This window comes from Mycobacteriales bacterium, from assembly GCA_035533475.1.
Lineage (GTDB): Bacteria > Actinomycetota > Actinomycetes > DATLTS01 > DATLTS01 > DATLTS01.
The window spans coordinates 72,075-93,138 of record DATLTS010000066.1 but is presented as its reverse complement, the minus strand read 5'-3'; the positions used below and the strand labels follow the sequence as shown (position 1 = coordinate 93,138).

Below are 21,064 nucleotides of genomic sequence, written 5' to 3'. Positions count from 1 at the left end.
AACCGCCTACCCGGTGCAGGTCAGCGGGCTGGCCGGCGTCCCGTCCACAGCGACGGCGGTCGCGGTGAACATCACCGCGATCGGCCCGACCGGCGTCGGCTACCTGGAGGCCTACCCGGACGGCACCACCCGCCCGATCGCCTCCACCGTGAACTACACCCCGGGTGGCACCACCGCGAACTTCCAGGTGGTCGCACTCGGCAGCAACGGCCGGCTCGACCTGTACTCCGCGAGCTCGCCGGTCAACGTCGCCATCGACGTGGTCGGCTACCTGAACTGATGTGCGGCCGACGGCCGGTGTCCTCGTGAGCGCGGAGCGCTAGGAGCGCAGGGTCGCACCGTGCCGCTCGGCCGCCACCCGGACGGCCCCGTCCCGGAGCGCCAGCGCCTCCTCCGCGGTGAGCGTCCGGTCCTGGGCGCGCAGCCGGAGGTTGTATGCAAGCGACTTCTTTCCGTGGCCCACCTGCGGTCCGGTGTATACGTCGAAGAGCCTCAGCGACTCGAGCAGCGGCCCGGTCCCGTCGCGTAACGCGACGGCGAGGTCCGCGGCCGTGACTGCGGTGTCCACGACGAGCGCCACGTCGAGCGTGGCCACCGGGAACGGGGAGACGGCGGGCGCGGGAACCTGGTCGACCGCCGCGGCCAACAGCGGGGCCAGGGCGAATTCCGCCGCGCACGTCCGAGACGGGAGGCCGAATGCCTCGACCACTCGCGGGTGCAACTCGCCGGCGTGGCCGATGACGCCCCCTTCAATGACGAGCTCGGCACACCGTCCCGGGTGCCAGGGCGGCGCGGCTCCAGCCCGGACGACCAGGTTCACCCCGAGCTCCCCGGCCACGGCCCGTGCCGCACCGACCGCATCCGCCCAGCTGGCCCGCCGGCCGTCCCCCCACCATCCGGGCAACTCACGGTCCCCGCCGAGCACCACTCCGACCTGTACGGGCTGGTCGGGCAGCGCGGCCTCGATCGCGTCAAGCTCCGCCCGGCTCGGTCGCCGGCTCGAGACCGGCGCGGGGGCCGGCCCGGCACCCGGGCGGGCTCGGAACACCGGGGCGATCTCGAAGATCCCAAGGTCGGCGAAGCCACGTCCCAGGTTGCGCAGGAGCGCCGCGAGCAGCCCGGGGAGCAGGCTGGCCCGCAGCATCGATTCCTCCTCCGACAGCGGGTTGGCGACGGTCACCGAGGGCCGGCGTGGATCGGCCTCGGGGAGCAGGAGGGCGGGGGCGGCATCCGGTCCGACGAACGGGGCGGTGTGCACCTCGATGTAGCCGGCCGCGGCAAGCGCCCGACTGGCAACCCGGCGGCGACGCTGGTCTGGGGTGAGCCCCCTGCCGGCGGGCGCGGCCGGCAGGCGCACCGGCAACTGGTCATACCCCTCGAGCCGGGCGATCTCCTCGACGAGATCGACTGCCGCGGTGAGGTCGGGGCGCCAGGAAGGGGGGACGACCGTCAGCGGATCTTCACCTGTCAGCGTGGCGCCGACGTCGTCGAGGCGCCGCCGGATCGTGTCCGCCGGGTAGCGGATGCCCGTGATCCGAGCGGGCAGAGCGAGCGGCAGGGTCAGGGTCGGGCGACCCGGCCGGCCGTCGATGTCCGTGACGTCCGCCGCGGCGGTCGCTCCGGCGTGCTCGAGCAGGAGCTGGACGGCGAGCTGAGCGGCGACCGGAGCCAGCGCATCGTCGACGCCCCGCTCGAACCGGCGCGACGCCTCGGTCGACAACCGGTGGCGGCGCGCGGTCCGAGCGACCGAGGCCGGGTCGAAGTGCGCCGCCTCGATCACGACCGACGTTGTCGTCGGACCCACCTCTGTCGGGCCGCCACCCATGACGCCGGCCAACCCGATCGGTCCGCTGCCGTCGGCGATTACGAGGTCGTCCGGGTCGAGGTCGCGAGTCAAACCGTCGAGGGTCGCCAGGCGTTCTCCGGGCAAGGCCCTGCGGACGACGATCTGTCCGACCAGGCGGCCGGCGTCGAAGGCATGCAGCGGCTGACCGAGGTCCAGCAGGACGTAGTTGGTCACGTCGACGGTGAGCGAGATCGGCCGCATCCCGGCGACCGTCAGTCGACGGGCCAGCCAGGGTGGCGTCGGCCGGGACGGGTCGATGCGCTCGACCCCCCGAGCGACGTACCGATCGCAACCGATGAAGTCCTCGACCCGGACGGCAGGTCCGCCGGGGCGCAGGCGAGGCATCTTCACCTGCGCGGCCGGGTCCCGGTAGCGGACCCCGAGAGCAGCGGCAGCCTCCCTGGCGACACCGCGAATCGACAGGCAGTACCCGCGATCCGGCGTGACCGCGATGTCGAGGATGTCGTCGGCCAGGCCGAGCACCCGGACGACGTCGGCGCCGAGCTCGAGGTCCGCGGCGAGGACCAGGATGCCGGCATGGTCGTCGGAGAGCCCGAGCTCCCGGCCGGAGCAGATCATCCCCTCGGACGTCCGGCGGTACGCCTCGCGGGCCTCGATCCGAACCCCCCCGGGCAAGCCGGCACCGGGTTTGGCGAGCGCGACCAGGTCGCCGACAGCGAAGTTCGTGGCACCGCAGATCACGCTACGCACGGTGTCACCGTCGTCGACCCGGCAGTAGCGGATGGGCTTCTTGACCCCGGTGACCTCTTCGATGTCGAGAACCCGGGCGACGACGACGTTCGCTATGTCCGACCCGAGCGACTCGACGCGTTCCACCTCGAGACCGACCCGGATCAGGGCGTCGGCGATCCCGCGGGCAGGCGCGCCGGCCAGGTCGGCATAGTCAGCGAGCCAGGAAACCGGAACCCGCATCAGACCTCCCGGCCGAGGGCGAGCGGGATCCGAATGTCGCCCTCGACGAGATGGCGGACGTCCGCAATCCCATGTCGGAACATCAGCGCCCGTTCGAGGCCCATCCCGAACGCGAAACCGGTGTAGCGGTCCGGGTCGATCCCGGTCGCGGCGAACAGCGCGGGATGGACCATTCCCGCCCCGCCCCACTCGATCCATCCCTCCGAGCCGCACACCCGGCACGGGTCGGCACCAACCTCGATGGACGCCCCGCGGCAGGAGAAGCAGAGCAGGTCCACCTCGGCCGACGGTTCGGTGAACGGAAAAAAGGAGGGCCGCAGGCGGGTCCGCAGTCCGCTGCCGAACAGCGCGGACACGAACGTGTCCAGGGTGCCCTTGAGGTCGCCCATCGTGATGCCCTCGTCCACGGCGAGCCCCTCGACCTGGCTGAAGACCGGAGTGTGGGTAGCGTCCAGCGGATCGTTGCGGTAAGTGCGTCCCGGGCAGATTACGTAGACGGGCAGGGGCCGCTCGAGCAGCGCGCGGATCTGCACCGGCGACGTGTGCGTGCGCAACACGAGATTCGACCCGGCCGGGGCCACGTACAGGCTGTCCTGGGCGGCGCGGGCCGGATGGTCGGCGGGAAAGTTCAGTGCATCGAAGTTGAACCATTCGGCCTCGACCTCGGGGCCCTCGGCGAGCTCGTAGCCCATCGCCACGAAGATGTCGGTGACCCGCTCCTGGATGAGCGTCAGCGGGTGTCTTGCCCCGGCTGGGCGGCGGTCCCACGGCAGGGTGACGTCGACGGTCTCGGCGAGCAGGGTGGTTGCGTCGCGTTCGGCTTCGAGGCTGCGCAGGCGGCCCTCGTAGGCCAAGGTCAAGCGAGCCAGCGCGGCGTTGACGGCCCTCCCCGCATCCGCCTTCGCCTGCGGGGGCAGGGCACCTATCTCACGTCGGGCCAACGCGATCGGTGACCCGTTGCCGAGCTGGGCGACATGCTCCGCGGCCAACGCGTCGAGGCTGGCCGCCGCGGCGAACGCCGCCAGCCCCTCCTCGACGGCGCGCTTGACCGCCGCCGGGGCCAACGCGGCCACCTGCTTGGGATCGAAGGGATCGTTGGGCGCGGACATGGCTCCTCGTCGTTCGCGGGGGCGGCGGGCTGCGGCCCGGCCGGCTGGCGCGCTCAGGCGTACTCGGGCGCGCCGGCCGGCAGGGCCACGGTAAATCGCGCGCCACCGGCGTCGGTGGAACCGAACCCGATGGTTCCGCCATGCGCCTCGACCAGCCCGCGGGCCAGGTAGAGACCGAGCCCGCTGCCGGCGCGGCGTCCGCCGCGCCAGAACTTGGTGAACAGCCGCGGCGCGACGTCGGGCGGCACCCCTTCGCCCTCGTCCGTGACCTCGACGAGGGCCCCGGGCTCCGGATGCCGCGGGGAGATCGTCAGGGTGATCCGACCGGCGCCATGCCGTAGCGCATTGTCGACGAGGTTGCCGAACACCTGCGTGAGCTTGTCCGGGTCGGCCCACATCTCGGGCAGCGGGCCGGTTTCGACAACGACGAAACGGTCCGCCGCCTCCCCCGCACCCACCCGGCCGGCGACCACGGTGCGGGCGAGCGCCGGCACGTCGACGACCTGCCGGCGCAGCTCGAGCCGGCCGGCGTCGATCCGCGACACGTCGAGCAACTCGCCGATCAACCGGGTCACCCGGTCCGCGTCCGCGTTCACGGTTGTCAGCATCAGCTTCTTTTGCTCGTCGCTGAATCGATCCCATTTCGCGAGCAGGGTGGCGGTGAAGCCTTTGACGCTGGTCAGCGGCGACCGCAGCTCGTGCGAGACGACCGAGACCAACTCGGCCCGGTTCCGTTCCTGCCGCTCCCGCACGGCGGCGTCACGCAACACGACGACCAACCGCTCGAGGGGTTGGCCTCGACCGGGCCGGACGAAACGGGCGGACAGCAGGACCTCACGCGCCGGGCGCCCTTCCCCCGGGGCGATCTCGAGCAGGCGCTCGGGCACTCCGGTCCGGGAGACCAGACCGGCGTACGGGCGGATGCCCGCCCACCAGTCCCGGCCGGCCGGGTCCCGGACCGGAACCACCTCGGCATAGCAGCGGCCGACGGCGACCGACGGGTCGACGCGGAGCAGGCGCGCCGCGACCCGGTTGACCAGGGTGACGGCGCCGCGCGCGTCGGCGACCACCACGCCGTCCGGGAGATCGTCGGGGTCCACCACGAGGAGCGAGCGTACCGGCTACCGGGCGCCCGAACGTTGCGCCCGCGCGGAGGAATACAGACACACCGCGGCTGCCGCCGCCAGGTTGAGCGACTCCGCGCGACCATGAATCGGAACCCGGACCACCCGGTCGGCGAGGCCCGCGACCTCGTCGGGCAGGCCCCAGGCCTCGTTGCCGAACAGCCAGCCGGTCGGCCGGCCCAACGCCCCATCGTCGGCCAGCCGGTCCAGATCGTCCGAGCCGGCCGCGTCAGCGGCGAGGACCGTCAGCCCGGCCGACCGGCATGCGGCGACCGCGTCGGTCACCGGCACCCCGACGGCGATCGGTAGATGGAACAGCGAACCGGCCGAGGCCCGGACGCATTTCGCGTTGTAGACGTCGACCGAGCGGTCGGTGAGCACCACGGCGTCCGCTCCTGCCGCGTCGGCCGAGCGGAGCAGCGTGCCAGCATTGCCGGGGTCGCGAACGGAGGCGAGCACCGCGACGAGGCGAGCCCCGTTGCTAACCGCGGACTCCAGCGGGACGTGGCACATCGTGGCAACGGCCACGATGCCCTGCGGGCTGACCGTCTGGGCGAGGGAAGCCATGACTTCGCTGCTGACGACGTGAACTTCAACCCCCCCGACGAGCAGATCGCCGTGCCGGCTAGCAGCCTCGGGGGTGGCGAACAGTTCGCGGACCAGGCCGCGTCCGTCCTCCAGGGCCTCGCGCACCGCCTGCGGCCCTTCCACCAGGAAGGCGCCCGCCGCCGAACGCAAGGCCCGTTTGGCCAGCCGCCGAGCGGCCGCGACCCGGGGCGCCCGAACCGACGTGGTCAGCGCGGGGATCAGGCCGCCGTCGACGGCAGGGCGCTACGCGCGGACTCGACGAGCACCGCGAATGCGGCCGGGTCCACGACCGCCAAGTCGGCCAGGTGCTTGCGGTCGACCTCGATCCCGGCGGCCTTGAGGCCTTGGATGAATCGGTTGTACGTCATCCCGTTGGCCCGCGAGGCGGCGTTGATCCGCTGGATCCACAGCGACCGGAAATCGCCCTTACGTGCCCGGCGGTCCCGGTACGCGTAGGTCATCGAGTGGAGCATCTGCTCCTTGGCCTTGCGATAGAGCCGGGACCGCTGGCCCCGGTACCCGCTGGCCCGCTCGAGGACGGTTCGGCGCTTTTTGTGGGCGTTGACCGCCCGCTTTACGCGTGCCACTGGAAGGACTCCTTGCTAGCGCGTGGTGGTCAGAGACCGAGGAGGCGTCGAACCCGGTTGTTTTCGGCCGGAGCCATGACGACCTCGTTCTTCAGTCGCCGGGTCCGGGTCGAGGCCTTGTGCTCGAGCAGGTGGTTGCGGTTGGCTCGACGGCGCATGATCTTGCCCGAGCCGGTGATCCGGAACCGCTTCCCCGACCCGCTATGGGTCTTGTTCTTCGGCATGTCTCCCTCGTCGTGTGGTCGCCCGGGCCGGGCTACGGCATCGCTGGGGCGGGTGCCGGCAGCGGCCGTTTGGACTCGGCCTTGATGTTGCGGTGCGGCGTCATCACCATGATCATGTTTCGTCCGTCCTGCTTCGGCGCGGCTTCGACGTAGCCGAGTTCGGCAACGTCCTCGGCCAGCCGCTGAAGGAGCCGGAGGCCGAGCTCCGGTCGGGACTGCTCCCGGCCGCGGAACATGATTGTGATCTTGACCTTGTCGCCCTGCTTGAGGAACCGAACGACGTGACCCTTCTTGGTCTCGTAGTCGTGCGGGTCGATCTTCGGTCGGAGCTTCATCTCCTTGATGACCGTGTGCGCCTGGTTGCGTCGCGCCTCACGGGCCTTCTGCGCGTTCTCGTATTTCCATTTCCCGTAGTCCATGAGCTTGCAGACCGGGGGCCGGGCCGTTGGAGCGACTTCGACGAGGTCGAGGTCGGCCTCCTGGGCCAGCCGCAGGGCGTCGCCGATCGCGACGATCCCGACCTGCTCGCCCCCCGGCCCGACGAGACGCACTTCGGGGACGCGGATCCGATCGTTGATGCGGGGTTCGACGCTGATGGGGCCTCCTCGGGCTCGCGGTCAGTTGAGCGCGCAGCCCCAGCCCTCCGGACGTCGCCATCCAGCACGGCGACGCGCTACCGCCCGCGTTCGCAGCGAGCGGTTGACCGGACCCGACGACCTGCCGGCCGAGCGGGTGGGAGCAGGGACTCCACTTGATCGTGACGCCCGGCACGCCGGGCCCCACAGGTCCGGTTTGAGCGTAACAGAGTCCACCCGGGCACGGGGGCCCGCTCCGGGCGGGGCGCCCCGTCCCCTCCTGGGCACCCGGATCGCCGCGAGTGTGCAATTTCCGACGCCTCCCACGGCGAGTCGCGTCGGAAATTGCACACTCGCCCCGGGCACCCGCCACGGGCACTCGCCCCGGGCACCCGCCCCGGGCCCCGCGGGTGGCCGATCAGGCCGGCAGCGCGCCGAGGAACTCCCGGATCGCCTGATTCACCGGCTCGGGATGGGTGAGGTTCGCAGCATGCGCGGCTCCGGGGACAAGGACGACGCCACCCGCCCCGGGCAGGCCGGCGGCCAGCGCCTCCGCGCGCTCGCGTGGGATCGCGACATCGACCTCGCCGTGCACCACGAGCGCCGGCTGGGTGATCTCCGGGAGCCGCTCGGTGAGGTCCTCGCGGCCGAGCAGCGTCCGGCTGGCCTCCACCAGCATCTCGTCGAGCGGGCGGCGCTTCCATTCGCTGATCCACGGGGCCCAGACCGCCGGATCGGCGCCCAGGATCAGATACGCGATACCGGTGGCCGCGTCGTCGGCGAGCCCCTCCGCACGCCAGGTCTCGGCGATCTGGAGGTAGACCTCATCGGCCCCGGGCTGTTCGAGGCCCGCCTGGGAGTCGAGCAGCACGAGGGCGCGAACCCGCTCCGGAGCGAGCAGCGCAACCCGCAGCGACGCGAAGCCGCCCTGGCTCATCCCGGCGAAGACCGCCCGCTCGATCCCGAGGTGATCGAGCAGCGCCAACGCGTCCCGGGCCGAATCCCAGTAGTCGAAGGGCCCGGAGGCGATGGTCTCCCCGTGCGCGCGGGCATCCCAGCTGATGCACCGGTAATCGCCGCTGAACGCCGCCGTCTGCGGGGCGAACATCCGCCGATTCATGAGCAGTCCGTGACTGAAGACCAGTGCCGGCCCCGAACCACCGGTGTCGTCGTAGGCGAGCGTCGGGCCATCGGGCAGGCGCAGGGTCGGCATGGCCGTTGATCCTAGACGGCAACGGCGCGCCGGGTGCTTGCCACCGCCACCGCGATCAGGGTGAGCACGACGCCGACCCCGGCGACCGCGGTCAGCGGAGCTCTCGGCTCGGGGAACACCAGGTCCAACAGAACGGATCCGGCCAGCTGACCCCCGACGGTCGCGAGGGAGATCCGGAGGACGCCGAGCCGCCGTACCGCGGCTGCCGCTGCCGCGATGTAGACCGCCCCGTAGAGCCCTCCGGTGTAGAACCACCAGGTACCCGGCCAGCTCGGACGAGGCAACGCCCCGGCCGCCGCGGCGGCGACCGCGACGGCGGCGAGTCCGGCAAGCCCCACGGCGAACGAGATGAGCGCGGCCACGGCCACGTCGTCGGCCACCCGGCGAAGCTGGCCGTTGACCGCCTGCTGGCCGGCGGAGGCAAAGCCGGCGGCAACGATCGCAATGAACAGCAGGGGCTGGCCGGCCCGGGCCGGCCGGCCGATCGCGCCCAGCCCGACCGCGGCCACCGCCAGGGCGGCGCCGGCCAAGCGCCGCCGGGTCACCGGCTGGTGACCACCCGGGCCCAGCCCGACCCGGTCGACGAGCAGGGCGCCTGCGGTGGTGCCCGCGACGAGGCAGACGCTGACCAGCGAAACCCCGATCCGCGGCGCCCCCGCGGCGCTCGACGCGACCACCAGGCCGCCGGCGAGTCCACCCAGCCAGTAGTACCAGCGGGTCGGACCGGATCGGAGCCGGGCGAGCCCGGCACGGCTGCCCGCCCGGGCGGTCACGATGACCGCGAGCAGGGCGGTGCCGCCGGCGAAGGAGACCAGGGAAGCGAGTAGCGCCGAGTGCATCCCCACGCCGAGCGCGCCGTTCACCCGGGCCTGAACGCCGAGCAGCGCACCGGCGGCCACCATCGCTGCGAGTGGTCCGCCGACCGGCGAGCGCCCCGGCCGCGGGTCGCTACTCGACAATCTTCGAGATCGGCAGCTCGAGGATGTCCCGGGCGCCGGCGGCCTTCAACGCCGGGATCAGCGTGTTGACGCCCCGTTTCGCCACCACCGTCTCGACCGCGTGGAACGCCCCGGAGGCGAGTGCCGTCACTGTGGGCGACGTCATCGACGGCAGCAGACCCAGCACGGCCGACAGTTGCTCGTCCCCGACGTTGAGTTTGATCAAGCATTGGCCGCGGGCCCTGATCGCCCCCAGCAGCAGGGTGGAGATATCGGCGATCGCCGCACGTTTCTCCGGGTCCGCGAACGCGGCCGTGTTGGCGATCAGCTCGGTCCGGGAGACCAGCAGCGTCTCGATGATCTTCAGGCCGTGCCGGCGCAGGCTGGCACCGGTCTCGGTGACGTCGACGATCGCGTCGACGATGTCGGGCACCTTGGCTTCGGTCGCCCCGTAGGAAGGAACGATGATCGCCTCGACGCCGGCCTTGGCGAAGAACCGCCGGGTCAGCTCCGGGTACTCGGTGGAGACTCGGATCCCGGCCGGCAGATCGGTGCCTTGCTCGGCCGGGTGCTCCTTCGGTACGGCGAGGACTATCCGGACCGGGTTGGCGGTCGCCTTGGAGTACTCCAGCTCGGTCACCGAGGCGACCTCGGTGTCGGTCTCGGCGATCCAGTCCCGCCCGGTGATCCCGAGGTCGAACAGGCCTTCCTCGACGTAGCGGGGAATCTCCTGTGGGCGCAGCAGGCTCACCCGGTCGATCCTCGGATCGTCGATCGTGGCGTGGTAGTCCCGGTCGGTTGTCCGGCGCACGGCCAGGTCCGCGGCGTCGAAAAGTTCCAGGGTGGCCCTTTCCAGGGAGCCCTTGGGTAGCACGAGGGACAGCACGGTCGCCAGGGTAGGGGGCGGCGCGCCGGAAGGCTCAATCCCCCCGTCGGATGGCGCGTAGCAGCAGCGCGGTGGAAACCGCGGCGAAGGCAGCCTCCCGGCCCTTGTCCTGCGTCGAACCGGGCAGCCCGCAGCGGTCCAGGGCCTGCGTCTCCGTGTCGCAGGTGAGGACGCCTAACCCGATCGGTACCCCGGTGTCCAGCGACACCCGGAGGCAGCCGTCGGTCGCGGCGCGGCAGACGTAGTCGAAGTGCGGCGTGCCGCCCCGGATGACGACGCCGAGGCAGATCACGGCATCCGGTCTGCGCTCGGCTAGTGCCCGGGCGACGATCGGCAGCTCGAACGCCCCCGGGACGCGAACCACCGCCGCGTCTTCGACGCCGCAGGTGTCGAGCGCACGCATGGCGCCGTCGAGCAGCCCGTCGGTGACCGACTCGTGCCACCGGGTGGCCGCGAGGGCGATCCGCAGCCCCCGACCGTCGGGCGGCTCCGGATCGGCCACGGGTGCGCCGCGGCCGCTCACGGCATGACCTGGCCAACGGCAACCGCGCCTACCCCCGCATGACCGATGAACGCGAAGCCCGGCCGCAGGGCGTCGGCGCTGGCCTCCGTCGCCTCCTCGTCCGGCAGGTCGGGCAGGTCATGACCCATCCGGTCCCGCTTAGTCACCAGATAGCGCAGGTTCTCCGCGGTGGCTGTCACCGGCAACGCCACCCGCTCGACGATCGACAAACCGTAGCCCTCGAGTCCGGCGCGCTTGGCCGGGTTGTTGGTCAACAGCCGCATCGAACGGATCCCCAGGTCGACCAGGATCTGCGCGCCGATCCCGTAGTCGCGGGCGTCCGCGGGCAACCCGAGGTTGAGGTTGGCATCGACGGTGTCCTGCCCCAGGTCCTGAAGCTGGTAGGCCCATAACTTGTGCAGCAGCCCGATGCCTCGACCCTCGTGACCGCGGACGTAGAGCACGACCCCCCGACCCTCGGCGGCTACGGTCGCCAGCGCGGAGTCGAGCTGCGGCCCGCAGTCGCAGCGCCGCGATCCGAACACGTCGCCGGTGAGGCATTCGGAGTGCACCCGCACGAGCACCCGTTCGCCGTCGCCGATGTCGCCGCGGACGAGGGCGATGTGATCGGTACCGTCGACAAGGCTCTGGTACCCGACGGCCCGGAACGCGCCGTGCCGGGTCGGGATCCGGGCTTCGGCTACCGCTCGGATCTGGCGCTCCGTGTGCCGGCGATGCGCGATGAGCGCTGCGATCGAGATGAGCGGGAGGTCGTGCCGTTCGGCGAAGGTCACCAGCTCGGGCAGCCGGGCCATCGAGCCATCCTCGTTGACGATCTCGCAGAGCACCCCGGCCGGGCGCAGTCCGGCCAGCCGGGCCAGGTCGACGGCGGCCTCGGTGTGCCCGGCCCGGCGCAGAACACCACCGTCCCGGGCACGCAGCGGAACGACGTGACCGGGCCGAGTGAAATCTGCGGCGGTCGCTTCCGGGTCGGCCAGCAGCCGGATGGTCCGCGACCGATCCGCCGCCGAGATGCCGGTCGTGACGTTCTCCCGGGCGTCGACCGTCACGGTGTACGCCGTGCCGCGGCGGTCCTGATTGATGTGGTACATCGGCGGCAGCTCGAGTCGATCGCAGTCGGCCTCGGTGAGCGGGGCGCAGACGAAGCCACTGGTATAGCGGATCATGAAACCCAACAGTTCCGGGGTCGCCATCTGCGCGGCGAAGATGAGGTCGCCCTCGTTCTCCCGGTTGGCGTCGTCGACAACAACCACCGCCCGGCCAGCCGCGACCTCGGCGATGGCCCGTTCGACGGAAGAAAAGAACGGCTGGTCGGTCATGGTTGCTCCGGGATGTGAGGAGTGAGCATCTTCTCGACGTACTTCGCGAGCACGTCGACTTCGAGATTCAACCGGGAACCCGGGCCGGCGGCGCCGAGGGTCGTCGCCTCGAGGGTGGCCGGGATCAAACCGACGGTGAACGCCGACTGGTCCACCGAGACGACGGTGAGGCTGACCCCGTCGACGGCGATCGACCCCTTCTCCACGATGTAGCGGTCGAGACCGGCCGGCAACGAGATCCGGACGGCTTCCCACCGCTCGCCGGGGATCCGTTCGAGGACGACCCCAACCCCGTCGACGTGGCCTTGGACCAGGTGGCCGCCGAGCCGCGTCGAGGGGGTGACCGCCCGCTCGAGGTTGACCGCTTCGCCGGGGCTAAGGGCACCCAGACTGGAACGGGCCAGCGTCTCCGCCATGACGTCGGCGGCGAACCGGTCCGCCTCGACCCGCACGGCAGTGAGGCACACACCGTTTACCGCGACGGAGTCCCCCGGCCGCAGATCGGCCGTCACCGTCGGGCCGCGGACCGAAAGCACGGCGGACGCGGCCCCGGCGGCCACCGCGATGACGGTCCCGCGCTCCTCCACGATCCCGGTGAACATGGCGTCAGCCGTCCCGGAGGGGTCGGGCGATGACCCGCAGATCGCAGCCCACCACGGAAACGTCCTCGAACCGCCAGCGTTGCGCGTCCGACATCGTCGCGATCCCGACGTCGCCGAGGACCGGCGTCCCGGCCCCGAGCAGGGCCGGCGCCAGGTAGATGACGGCCCGATCGACCAGGCCTGCCCGGACGAACGAGCCAGCGAGCCGGGCTCCCCCCTCCAGCAGGACACTTCGGACGCCGCGGGCAGCCAGTGCCTCGAGCAAGGAGAGCGGGTCCAGTCCGCCCGGTCCTTCATCGACTTTAACGACACCCTCCCCCACCGCCTCGCACCCGGAGCCGACGGCGACCAGTGAGCCTGGTCCGAGGACTCGTGCGGTCCGTGGGGTGCGGCCGTGTGGATCGGCGACCACGCGAAGGGGCTGCGGACCCGGTGCGTCCCGGACGGTGAGCTCCGGATCGTCGGCGAGCACGGTTCCGATGCCGACGAGGACCGCGTCGTGCCGGGAACGCAGGGCGTGGGCGTCGGACCGAGCGGCGCTGTCGGTGATCCAGCGACTACTGCCGTCGACGGCAGCGGTCCGGCCGTCCAGGGTGGTCGCGGACTTCCAGGTCACGACCGGACGCCCGGCCGCGACAGCGGTCAGCCACCCGGCGAGGGCCGCTCCGGCCCGGGCTTCCGCCGCCAGCACGCCACCTTCGACGCAGACCTGCGCCTCCCGCAAACGGGCGGCCCCGCCGCCGAACGGCGGTTGCGGATCGGCGGCGGCGTGCACCACTCGACGGACCCCGGCGGCGACCAGCGCCTCGGTGCAGGCCGGAGTTCGACCCCGGGCAGCGCACGGTTCCAGGGTGACCACCACCGTGCCGCCGGCGGCTGCCGGACCGGCTTCGGCGAGGGCCACGACCTCCGCGTGCGGGCCGCCCCGCGGCGCGCTGACCCCGGTCCCGACCACCGCCCCGGACGGGTCCAGCACCACCGCACCCACCGTTGGGTTCGGGTGCCCCTGCCAGGGCGCGGCGTCGGCAAGCGCGAGGGCGCGGCGCATCGCCGCGATCTCGGTGGCGCTGGCCACGGGCCGACCTCCTCACCGGCGCGTGACGGGGCGGCGGAGGCGACGGCGCGACGTTCCGAGAGCCCGCTGGACGGGCGCCCGGGACGGCACCGCGCGCTGCCTCCCATCCGGACTCTCACCGTCGGTCCCGGAATTTCACCGGGTCCACCGGCCGCCGGCTGCGGTCGGGTCGCGGACTGTCACCGCCGGTTCGGAATTGCACCGACCCCGGAGCGCGCGTTGCGTTCGATCACAGTGTGCCACGCGCCGCCGGCCGCGCCCGCTATCAGGTCAGCGTGATCGAAGCGGGATCGGAGCGTCGGTCGATCGCGATCGAGGATCCCGGGGTGCCCTTCGCCACGGCCTTCATCTCGGTGGCGACCGCAACCGACTCCCGGTGGTCGCGGAAATGTCGCCGGTCGCTCGTTGCGACGCCGATCGAGACCCCGACCAGCGGGTACTCGTGCACCTGCCCCCGCCGGTCAACTACCGAGAGGTGCCCACGGGCCACGTCGGCCGGATCGTGCAGCGCAGGGACCGCGGCGTCGAAGGCGGTGACCATCCGGGTGCACAACGGCTCGGCCTGGTCCGGGGAGCAGATCACGACGAAGTCGTCGCCGCCGACATGCCCGACGAACGGGGTCGGCGCGCCTACCGAGTCGGCGGCGGATTTGATCGTCGTGGCGAGCAGCAGGAGGACCTCGTCGCCCCGGAGGAACCCGTAGCAGTCGTTGTAGGCCTTGAAGTTGTCGAGGTCTGCGTAGCAGATGGCCACCGGGGCCGATTCGGTGATCCGGCTCGCCAGCTCGGCTTCGATCCGGGTATTCCCGGGCAGCCCGGTGAGCGGCGAAAGCGCTCGGATCTCCGCGGTCCGGCGCAGGGTGAAACGGACCCGGGTGACCAGCTCCAACGGGTCGAACGGTTTGGCCAGATAGTCGTCGGCCCCGGCCGCCAACCCGACGAGGTGCTCGGCGGTGACCTGGCTCGTCGTCAACAGGATCACCGGAAGGTTCGCCGTCCTCGGACTGCGGCGCAGTTCCCGGCAAACCGCGAACCCGTCGAGATCGGGCAGGATCACGTCGAGCAGGACGAGGTCGGCGTGCCAGTCCGCAGCGATCGCGAGCGCCTGCGCGCCGTCGTGGGCCAGCCGTACGTCGAAGCCCTCCAGCCGGAGGTTCGTCTCGATGAAGCGGGCCACGATCCGGTCGTCGTCGACGACGAGAACCCGGTTCATGCTTCCCCCTCCGCGCGGGCGGCCCCCTCGGCGGCCAGCCGCAGCCGGCGCACCGCCGCCGCCGGGTCCGGCCCGGAGAACACCGCGGACCCGGCGACGAAGACGTCCGCGCCGGCCTCCGCGCATTCGACGATGGTGGTCTCGTCCACCCCGCCGTCGACCTGCAGCCATAGCGCCAGGTCCCGGCCGCGGATCAACTCGCGGGCCCGGCGCAACTTCGGCAGAACGTCCGCCCGGAACGCTTGGCCGCCGAAACCGGGTTCGACGGTCATGATGAGCAGGAGGTCGAACTCGCCGAGCAGGTCCTCGTAAGGCTCGACCGGGGTGTCCGGCTTGAGTGCGATTCCGGCACGCGATCCGGCCGCCCGCAGGGTTCGGGCCAGCCGCGCCGGGTCGGCCGCCGCTTCGACATGGAAGGTCACGCCACCCGCACCCGCCTCGGCGTATCCGGGCGCCCACCGGTCCGGATCGTCGATCATGAGGTGACAGTCCAGCGGTAGCTCGGTGTGCCGCATCAGGCTCTCCACGACCGGTAGCCCGATCGTCAGATTCGGCACGAAGTGGTTGTCCATGACATCGACGTGCAGCCAGTCGGCGACGTCGGCGACGGCGTTCGCCTCGTCGGCGAGTCGCGCGAAGTCGGCGGACAGGATGCTCGGCGAGATTTGCACACCCACCTCGACTCCCTGCTCGCGACCTCGCCGGAGTCTACGGGCGCGAAGCCGGATCCCGGTCGAAGTTCAGGTCCGCTCCCCCACCCTGATCAGGGCGAAGTACATGGCATCGGTGCCGTGCCGGTGCGGCCACAGTTGCACATCCGGACCTGCGCCCAGGTCGGGGACGCCGGCGAAGAATGGCCTGGCGTCGACCAGGGTCAGCTGGGGCCGGTCATCGAGCGCGCCCGCGACCACCGTCCTGGTTTCCGCGAGATGCGGTGAACAGGTGGCGTAGCCGAGCAGGCCCCCGGGCCGAACTGCATCCAGGCCGGCGCTGAGCAACTCGCGCTGCAACCCGGCCAGCCGGGCCACGTCCGCGGGCCCCCGCCGCCAACGGCTCTCCGGCCGCCGACGCAGCGCGCCCAGGCCACTACAGGGTGCGTCGAGCAGAACCCGGTCGAAGCTCTCGGTTCGCCATGCCGGCACCCGGCCGTCGGCCTGCACGACCACCGCCGCACCGTCCAGGGTCCGCATCGTGAGCCGGGCGCGGTGGGCTGACGGCTCCACGGCGAGCAGTCGCGCGCCCCGTGCGCCCGCGATCCCGGCAAGCACCGCGGCCTTGCCGCCGGGACCGGCCGCGAGGTCGAGCCAGTGCTGGTCCGCGTCCAGCGCCGGCGCGGCCATCGCGAGCGCCACCAGTTGGCTGCCGACGTCCTGGACGGCGGCCCGGCCGTCCGCAACGGCGGGAATGTCGCCGGGGTCACCCGCGGCCAGTTCGACTCCCAGCGGCGAGAAGTCGCTGGCCCGGGCCTCCGGCCCGGCCTCGGCGAGCAGCTCCGCGCGCGCGATCCGCCCCGGCCGGGCGACCAGGGAGACCGCCGGCCGGGCCGAGCCCGCAGCCAGCGCCGCCGCCAGCTCCGCGCCCGCGCCGACCGCGGTGAGGGAGTCGGCGAAGGCGTGCACGATCCACGTCGGATAGCCGTAGCGCAGCCCCAGGTCGGACGCCGGATCGCCGGTGGCGAGGTGCCCTAGCCAGCCCTCCCAGTCCCGCTGCGCCACCCGGCGCAGCACCGCGTTGGCGAACTTCGCCGGCCCGGGGCCGACCGCCGCACGGGTCAGGTCCACCGTGGTCGAGACGGCGGCGTGTGCCGGAACGCGCAGGTGCAGCAGCTGGTAGGCGCCGATCCGGAGCGCGTCCAGCAGGGGCGGATCGATCTCGGCGAGTGGCCGGCTGGCGGCGGCGGCGAGGACGGCGTCGAGGCTGCCGAGCCAGCGCAGGGTTCCGTAGCCGAGCTCGGTGGCCAACGCGGCGTCGCGGCCTTCGATCTGGCGTTCTCGCAGCAGCCCGGGCAGGACCAGGTTCGCGTAGGCGTCCCGGGCGGCGACGGCCCGTAGCAGTTGGTACGCAGCGGCCCGGGCCCGGTCCGGGGGGCCAGCGGTCACCGGAACCGGTCGCCCGGTCCAGGTCGTGCCCCGCGCGCCCAGGCCTCCGCCGCCATCGCCCGGCGCCCTTCGGGCTGGACCCCCCCGAGCTGCACGTCGAGGCTGCCGGTGCCGACGAGAACAGCCTCGCGGGTCACGCGTAACTGTCCCGGGTCCAAGTCGGAGCTGGCGGTCAGCTCCACCGGCGCCAGCTTGATCCGTCGCCCGGCGTATGTGGTCCAGGCACCGGGCGCCGGGGTGCAGGCCCGGATCCTCCGGTCCACGGCCGGCGCCGGGTCAGGCCAGCGGATCCGGGCGTCTTCGACGCCGAGCTTCGGCGCCAGGCTGACCCCGTCGAGGGGCTGCGGGCGGGCCGAGAGCCGACCGTCTTCGATCCCGTCGAGGGTGGCGACGAGGAGTTCGGCGCCGATCCGCGCTAGCCGGTCGAGGAGTTCCCCAGCCGTCTCACGCGGACCGATTTCAGCCGTGACGACCCCGTAGACCGGCCCGGTGTCGAGCCCCTCCTCGATCCGGAACGTGCTTGCCCCGGTGACGTCGTCACCGGCGAGCAGCGCGTGCTGCACCGGAGCCGCCCCGCGCCACGCGGGCAGCAGCGAGAAATGCAGGTTGATCCAGCCGCGGGGTGGAATGTCGAGAGCGGCCGGCGGTAGCAATGCGCCGTAGGCGACTACCGGACAGCAGTCCGGGGCCAGGTCGGTCAGTCGAGAAAGCAACTCGGTGTCGCCGGGTCGGCGTGGCGTCAGCACCTCGAGGCCGGCCTGCTCGGCTCGAACCCGCACCGGGCTCGGGCGGCCCGCCCGGCCGCGCCCGGCCGGGGCATCCGGACGGGTCAGCACGGCGAGCACCTCGTGCCGAGGCGCGGCCAGGATCGTATCGAGGGCGGGCACCGCGACCGCCGGTGTACCGGCGAAGACCAGGCGCACTCTGCCGCGACGCCCGCGTCAGCCGGGACCGGGATGGGGTGACAACCGGAAGGCCGGCACCGGCTCGCCGGCCCATTCCGCCTCCCGGATCGCCTTCATCGCCAGCTTGCGGCGCTCGGAATCGAGCCGGTCGATGAACAGCACCCCGTCGAGGTGGTCGGTCTCGTGTTGGACGCATCGGGCTAGCAACGAACTGCCCTCGAGGAGGACCGGATCGCCGTACATGTCGAACCCGCGGGCCACGACCCGTTGCGCTCGCCGGGTCGGGAACGCCAAGCCGGGGAAGGACAGGCACCCTTCCTCGCCGTCCTGCTCCTCCTCGGACAGCTCACCGATCACCGGGTTGACCAGATGGCCGACCTGGTCGTCGGCGTCGTAGGTGAATACCCGGAGCAGCACGCCGATCTGCGGAGCGGCCAAGCCGGCTCCGGGAGCGTCGATCATCGTTTCGGTGAGGTCGCGGACGAGTAGGCGAAGCTCCTTGTCGAAGGTCGTCACCGGCTCCGCGACGGCACGGAGCACCGGATCGCCGAACAGGCGAATCGGCTGCACGGCCATGCGGGCTCTCCTCGTCGGGCCGGGTGGGCCGCTCCAGTCTACGGACGTCCGGTGCTCAGCCGAGTTCTCGCGGATCGAGCTGCACCCGCACCGGCTCGATCGCCTTGCGCGCGGACCGCACGGCCGCGGCGGCCTTGAGTCCGGCCGCCAACCGCGCGCCGTCGCGGCGGGGCACCCGGAGCAGCAGGCGTTCCGCCGACCCGTTGCCGACCGGCACCGGTCCCAGCCGTTCAACGGAATCCGGCAGATCGCTGGCGGCGAGCAGGTCGGCGACGGCCGCGGGTGCCCCGCTGATCGCGGCCAGCCGAACGGCGGGCGGGAATCGCAGCTGCGTGCGTTCCTCCAGTTCGTCGTCGGCGAAGCCGATCGGATCCCAACGGATCAGGGCCTGGACCGGACGAATGCCGCCATCGGCCACGACAACCACTCGTCCGCCTTCGCCAGCCGGCCGGACGAGTGCCGCGGCCGCCGCCCAGCGACGCAGCGCCTCCTCTGCGGCTCGCAGGTCGGGCCGAGTCAGCAGGGCCCACCCGTCGAGGAGCAGAGCGGCCGCGTACCCACCGGAAGGCACCGGCTCGGCCCCGGGGGTGGCGACGACCAGCACGGGGTCGGTCGACACCGTGGCCAGCACCTCGTCCCGCCCGCTGGTCCGGACCGGCACGCCGGGGAACGCCCGGCCGAGTTCTTCCGCGGTGCGCCGTGCCCCGACGACGACCGCCCGCGCGCGGGTCGAACCGCACTCCGGGCAATGCCAGTCGGCAGCCGGCCGCCCGCACCAGCGGCAGGCCGGAGGGGAGCCGGGCCCCGGGCCGGGCAGGCCGAGCGGCCCGGCGCAGCGGTGGCAGCGGGCCGAGGCCCGACATGCGGCGCAGGCGAGCGTCGGGATGTACCCGCGCCGGGGCACCTGGATCAGCACGGGTCCGGTTCGAAGGCCGTCCCGGGCGGCGGACCAGGCAACGCTGGGCAATCGGGCGGCCTGCGCCGCGGCATCCCGGGCGAGCTCGTGATCCTCCCCGGAGGCGTTGACCCGTGGGGCGCGTTCCCGGACCGCCGCCCGGCTCGGGGCCAGCCGGTTCGCCCAGCGGCTGCGGCACAGTGCGGCACCCTCGGCGGTGCAGACGAAGCCGCCGACCAGGAGACCGGCCGACTCGAGGTGCGCTCGCAGGGCCAACACCTCTCGGACGTGCGGGTACGGGGCCCGTGGTTCCGCGTGCAGATCGTCGCCGTCGTCCCAACAGACCACGAGACCGAGCCGGGTCACCGGCGCGAAGGACGCGGAGCGGGTGCCGACGACGGCACGTACCGCCCCACGCCGAACCGCGAGCCAGCGCCGGTACCGCTCGGCGGGCCCGAGGTCCGCGGACAACTCGACGTGCCGGCCCGGCCCGAGCCGCTGCCGCAATGCCTGACCCACCCGGGTCACGTCGCGGGCATCGGGAACGATCAACAGGGCCGAGCGGCCACTTGCCAGCGTGGCGGCGGCCGCCGTTGCCAGCTCGGCCGGCCAACCCGGCCCCGGCAGCGCGGTCCACACGGCCCGCGGGCGGCCACCCTCCGCTATGGCGGCGAGGAACTGCGCCCCTCCCGCATAGTCCGACCAGCCGCCGGCCGGCGGTCGTTCGACCGGTTCGTGCGCCGACCGGCCCGCGGGTTCCGCCTCGACAGCGGCGTGGCGGGGCGGGATGGCGAGCCGGAGCACGTCGGCGAGCGTCCCGGCATAACGGTCAGCGACCGCCCGGGCGAGTGTTTCGAGCTCCGGGCTGAGCACGGGTTCGGCGGACACGGAGCGGACCAGGAAGGAGAGGTCACCGGCGTGCTCGGAGCCGTCCAACCGCGCCAAGACGAATCCGTCGACCAGCCGGCCGGCAAAGCGAACCCGAACGCGGGACCCCGGGACCGCGAGCTCATCGGCGCCCTCTGGGACGAGGTAGTCGAAGGGCCGGTCCAGGTGCGCCAGCGGGATATCGACAGCCACTCGGGCAACCGGCCGGTCCCCGGCCGGCCGGAGTTCGCGGCGGGACGCCGCCGAGGTCCTTCCCACGGGTCTGGTGTATCAGCCGGTGCCGACAACGCGAGAAGGCCGGGACCGCAACGCTGCGGTCCCGGCCTTCTCGCGGTTGTTGCACGAGGCCTCAGCCAGTCGACTTCTTCCGACCGGCGGCTATCCCGAGCACCCCGCCGCCGATGACGAGCAGGGCCAGCGCGATCAGCCGCTCGACGTCGGAACCGGTGAAGGGCAAGTCGCCCGCGCTCAATGTCTCGCCCAGCACGCTGGTCACCGGACGGTTGAAGCTGACCCCCAGCACCTTGGTCACCGGACGGTTGAAGCTGATGCCCAGGACGTTGGTGCAGCCGCTGGCGGTGGGGTTCGTCGCGCAGCTGGTCGGCGGCTTGGTCGTGCAGGGGTGGGCCACGGTCGGCGTGCAACCCGGCGTGGTCGTGCACGGGTGGGCCACGGTCGGCGTGCAACCCGGCGTGGTCGTGCACGGGTGGGCCACGGTCGGCGTGCAACCCGGCGTGGTCGTGCACGGAGCGGACGCCGTCGGCGTGCAACCCGGCGTGGTCGTGCACGGAGCGGACGCCGTCGGCGTGCAACCCGGCGTGGTCGTGCACGGGGCGGACGCCGTCGGGGTGCAGGTCGGTGGCGTGGTGCCCGCCTTGCACCCGGTGTGCGCGGGGTTCGTGCGACCGATCCCGTGGTTGCGGTTGCATTCGTAGCCGGCGTCATG

23 protein-coding genes and 1 riboswitch are annotated in these 21,064 nt (G+C 72.5%); of the genes, 2 read left to right on the top strand and 21 right to left on the bottom strand.

The window, feature by feature from the left end; translation table 11 throughout:
- Nucleotides 1–280, top strand: a 280-nt coding sequence (locus VNG13_15935; protein HVA62008.1) for a hypothetical protein, incomplete at its 5' end; no start/stop codon positions are given.
- 39 nt (nt 281–319) lie between these two features.
- Here the strand turns inward: VNG13_15935 and pheT are convergent.
- The 21 genes from pheT to VNG13_15830 all read right to left on the bottom strand — a co-directional run bounded on the left by pheT (nt 320) and on the right by VNG13_15830 (nt 20,650).
- Nucleotides 320–2,779, bottom strand: a complete 2,460-nt coding sequence (gene pheT, locus VNG13_15930) for a phenylalanine--tRNA ligase subunit beta (protein ID HVA62007.1) — start codon at nt 2,777–2,779, stop codon at nt 320–322.
- A complete protein-coding gene (pheS, locus tag VNG13_15925; protein HVA62006.1) occupies nt 2,779–3,888 on the bottom strand; it encodes a phenylalanine--tRNA ligase subunit alpha in 1,110 nt (369 codons plus the stop codon). Before pheS ends, pheT begins: the two co-directional genes overlap by 1 nt.
- Nucleotides 3,889–3,941: 53 nt before the next feature.
- Complete coding sequence (locus tag VNG13_15920; GenBank protein ID HVA62005.1) at nt 3,942–4,991, bottom strand: HAMP domain-containing sensor histidine kinase; 1,050 nt, start codon at nt 4,989–4,991, stop codon at nt 3,942–3,944.
- A gap of 18 nt (nt 4,992–5,009) precedes the next feature.
- The gene (locus tag VNG13_15915; GenBank protein ID HVA62004.1) at nt 5,010–5,819 is read right to left on the bottom strand and encodes an RNA methyltransferase; all 810 of its coding nucleotides are present in this window, start codon (nt 5,817–5,819) and stop codon (nt 5,010–5,012) included.
- A complete protein-coding gene (gene rplT / locus VNG13_15910; GenBank protein ID HVA62003.1) occupies nt 5,819–6,187 on the bottom strand; it encodes a 50S ribosomal protein L20 in 369 nt (122 codons plus the stop codon). Before rplT ends, VNG13_15915 begins: the two co-directional genes overlap by 1 nt.
- 29 nt (nt 6,188–6,216) lie before the next feature.
- The gene (gene rpmI / locus VNG13_15905; GenBank protein HVA62002.1) at nt 6,217–6,411 is read right to left on the bottom strand and encodes a 50S ribosomal protein L35; all 195 of its coding nucleotides are present in this window, start codon (nt 6,409–6,411) and stop codon (nt 6,217–6,219) included.
- 32 nt (nt 6,412–6,443) lie between these two features.
- Nucleotides 6,444–7,007, bottom strand: coding sequence for a translation initiation factor IF-3 (gene infC, locus VNG13_15900; protein HVA62001.1), 564 nt, complete (start codon nt 7,005–7,007; stop codon nt 6,444–6,446).
- Between the two features lie 397 nt (nt 7,008–7,404).
- The gene (locus VNG13_15895) at nt 7,405–8,199 is read right to left on the bottom strand and encodes an alpha/beta hydrolase (GenBank protein ID HVA62000.1); all 795 of its coding nucleotides are present in this window, start codon (nt 8,197–8,199) and stop codon (nt 7,405–7,407) included.
- A gap of 11 nt (nt 8,200–8,210) precedes the next feature.
- Nucleotides 8,211–9,101, bottom strand: coding sequence for a DMT family transporter (locus VNG13_15890; GenBank protein ID HVA61999.1), 891 nt, complete (start codon nt 9,099–9,101; stop codon nt 8,211–8,213).
- A 46-nt stretch (nt 9,102–9,147) separates the two neighbouring features.
- The gene (gene hisG / locus VNG13_15885) at nt 9,148–10,023 is read right to left on the bottom strand and encodes an ATP phosphoribosyltransferase (GenBank protein HVA61998.1); all 876 of its coding nucleotides are present in this window, start codon (nt 10,021–10,023) and stop codon (nt 9,148–9,150) included.
- Nucleotides 10,024–10,057: 34 nt separating this feature from the next.
- The gene (gene ribH / locus VNG13_15880) at nt 10,058–10,546 is read right to left on the bottom strand and encodes a 6,7-dimethyl-8-ribityllumazine synthase (GenBank protein HVA61997.1); all 489 of its coding nucleotides are present in this window, start codon (nt 10,544–10,546) and stop codon (nt 10,058–10,060) included.
- Nucleotides 10,543–11,865 carry a bifunctional 3,4-dihydroxy-2-butanone-4-phosphate synthase/GTP cyclohydrolase II gene (locus tag VNG13_15875; protein HVA61996.1) on the bottom strand — a complete coding sequence of 441 codons (1,323 nt, stop codon included), beginning with the start codon at nt 11,863–11,865 and terminating at the stop codon, nt 10,543–10,545. The genes ribH and VNG13_15875 overlap by 4 nt, the downstream gene beginning before the upstream one ends.
- Nucleotides 11,862–12,467, bottom strand: coding sequence for a riboflavin synthase (locus tag VNG13_15870; GenBank protein ID HVA61995.1), 606 nt, complete (start codon nt 12,465–12,467; stop codon nt 11,862–11,864). Before VNG13_15870 ends, VNG13_15875 begins: the two co-directional genes overlap by 4 nt.
- Nucleotides 12,468–12,471: 4 nt before the next feature.
- A complete protein-coding gene (gene ribD / locus VNG13_15865) occupies nt 12,472–13,542 on the bottom strand; it encodes a bifunctional diaminohydroxyphosphoribosylaminopyrimidine deaminase/5-amino-6-(5-phosphoribosylamino)uracil reductase RibD (GenBank protein ID HVA61994.1) in 1,071 nt (356 codons plus the stop codon).
- An 89-nt stretch (nt 13,543–13,631) separates the two neighbouring features.
- Nucleotides 13,632–13,762, bottom strand: a riboswitch (FMN riboswitch).
- Between the two features lie 45 nt (nt 13,763–13,807).
- Nucleotides 13,808–14,755, bottom strand: coding sequence for a response regulator (locus VNG13_15860; GenBank protein ID HVA61993.1), 948 nt, complete (start codon nt 14,753–14,755; stop codon nt 13,808–13,810).
- Nucleotides 14,752–15,432: a ribulose-phosphate 3-epimerase gene (gene rpe, locus VNG13_15855; protein ID HVA61992.1), complete on the bottom strand. Its 681-nt coding sequence runs from the start codon at nt 15,430–15,432 to the stop codon at nt 14,752–14,754. The genes VNG13_15860 and rpe overlap by 4 nt, the downstream gene beginning before the upstream one ends.
- Before the next feature lie 63 nt (nt 15,433–15,495).
- On the bottom strand, nt 15,496–16,854 hold the full coding sequence (locus VNG13_15850) for a transcription antitermination factor NusB (GenBank protein HVA61991.1): 1,359 nt from the start codon (nt 16,852–16,854) through the stop codon (nt 15,496–15,498).
- The gene (gene fmt / locus VNG13_15845; GenBank protein HVA61990.1) at nt 16,851–17,777 is read right to left on the bottom strand and encodes a methionyl-tRNA formyltransferase; all 927 of its coding nucleotides are present in this window, start codon (nt 17,775–17,777) and stop codon (nt 16,851–16,853) included. The genes VNG13_15850 and fmt overlap by 4 nt, the downstream gene beginning before the upstream one ends.
- Nucleotides 17,778–17,795: 18 nt before the next feature.
- On the bottom strand, nt 17,796–18,335 hold the full coding sequence (gene def, locus VNG13_15840; GenBank protein ID HVA61989.1) for a peptide deformylase: 540 nt from the start codon (nt 18,333–18,335) through the stop codon (nt 17,796–17,798).
- Between the two features lie 55 nt (nt 18,336–18,390).
- A complete protein-coding gene (locus VNG13_15835; protein HVA61988.1) occupies nt 18,391–20,376 on the bottom strand; it encodes a primosomal protein N' in 1,986 nt (661 codons plus the stop codon).
- A 91-nt stretch (nt 20,377–20,467) separates the two neighbouring features.
- Complete coding sequence (locus VNG13_15830; protein ID HVA61987.1) at nt 20,468–20,650, bottom strand: hypothetical protein; 183 nt, start codon at nt 20,648–20,650, stop codon at nt 20,468–20,470.
- A gap of 16 nt (nt 20,651–20,666) precedes the next feature.
- On the opposite strand from VNG13_15830, the gene VNG13_15825 reads away from it, so the two are divergent.
- Nucleotides 20,667–21,053 carry a hypothetical protein gene (locus VNG13_15825; protein ID HVA61986.1) on the top strand — a complete coding sequence of 129 codons (387 nt, stop codon included), beginning with the start codon at nt 20,667–20,669 and terminating at the stop codon, nt 21,051–21,053.
- Nucleotides 21,054–21,064 lie beyond the last annotated feature (11 nt).

Bases quoted from the DNA above. Each gene is read 5' to 3' on its own strand.
- pheS (HVA62006.1), bottom strand. From the start codon at position 3,888: ATGTCCGCGCCCAACGATCCCTTCGATCCCAAGCAGGTGGCCGCGTTG.
- VNG13_15825 (HVA61986.1), top strand. From the start codon at position 20,667: ATGCCCAGGACGTTGGTGCAGCCGCTGGCGGTGGGGTTCGTCGCGCAG.
- VNG13_15895 (HVA62000.1), bottom strand. From the start codon at position 8,199: ATGCCGACCCTGCGCCTGCCCGATGGCCCGACGCTCGCCTACGACGAC.
- pheT (HVA62007.1), bottom strand. From the start codon at position 2,779: ATGCGGGTTCCGGTTTCCTGGCTCGCTGACTATGCCGACCTGGCCGGC.
- VNG13_15890 (HVA61999.1), bottom strand. From the start codon at position 9,101: ATGGTGGCCGCCGGTGCGCTGCTCGGCGTTCAGGCCCGGGTGAACGGC.
- VNG13_15870 (HVA61995.1), bottom strand. From the start codon at position 12,467: ATGTTCACCGGGATCGTGGAGGAGCGCGGGACCGTCATCGCGGTGGCC.
- rpmI (HVA62002.1), bottom strand. From the start codon at position 6,411: ATGCCGAAGAACAAGACCCATAGCGGGTCGGGGAAGCGGTTCCGGATC.
- VNG13_15875 (HVA61996.1), bottom strand. From the start codon at position 11,865: ATGACCGACCAGCCGTTCTTTTCTTCCGTCGAACGGGCCATCGCCGAG.
- VNG13_15860 (HVA61993.1), bottom strand. From the start codon at position 14,755: ATGAACCGGGTTCTCGTCGTCGACGACGACCGGATCGTGGCCCGCTTC.
- def (HVA61989.1), bottom strand. From the start codon at position 18,335: ATGGCCGTGCAGCCGATTCGCCTGTTCGGCGATCCGGTGCTCCGTGCC.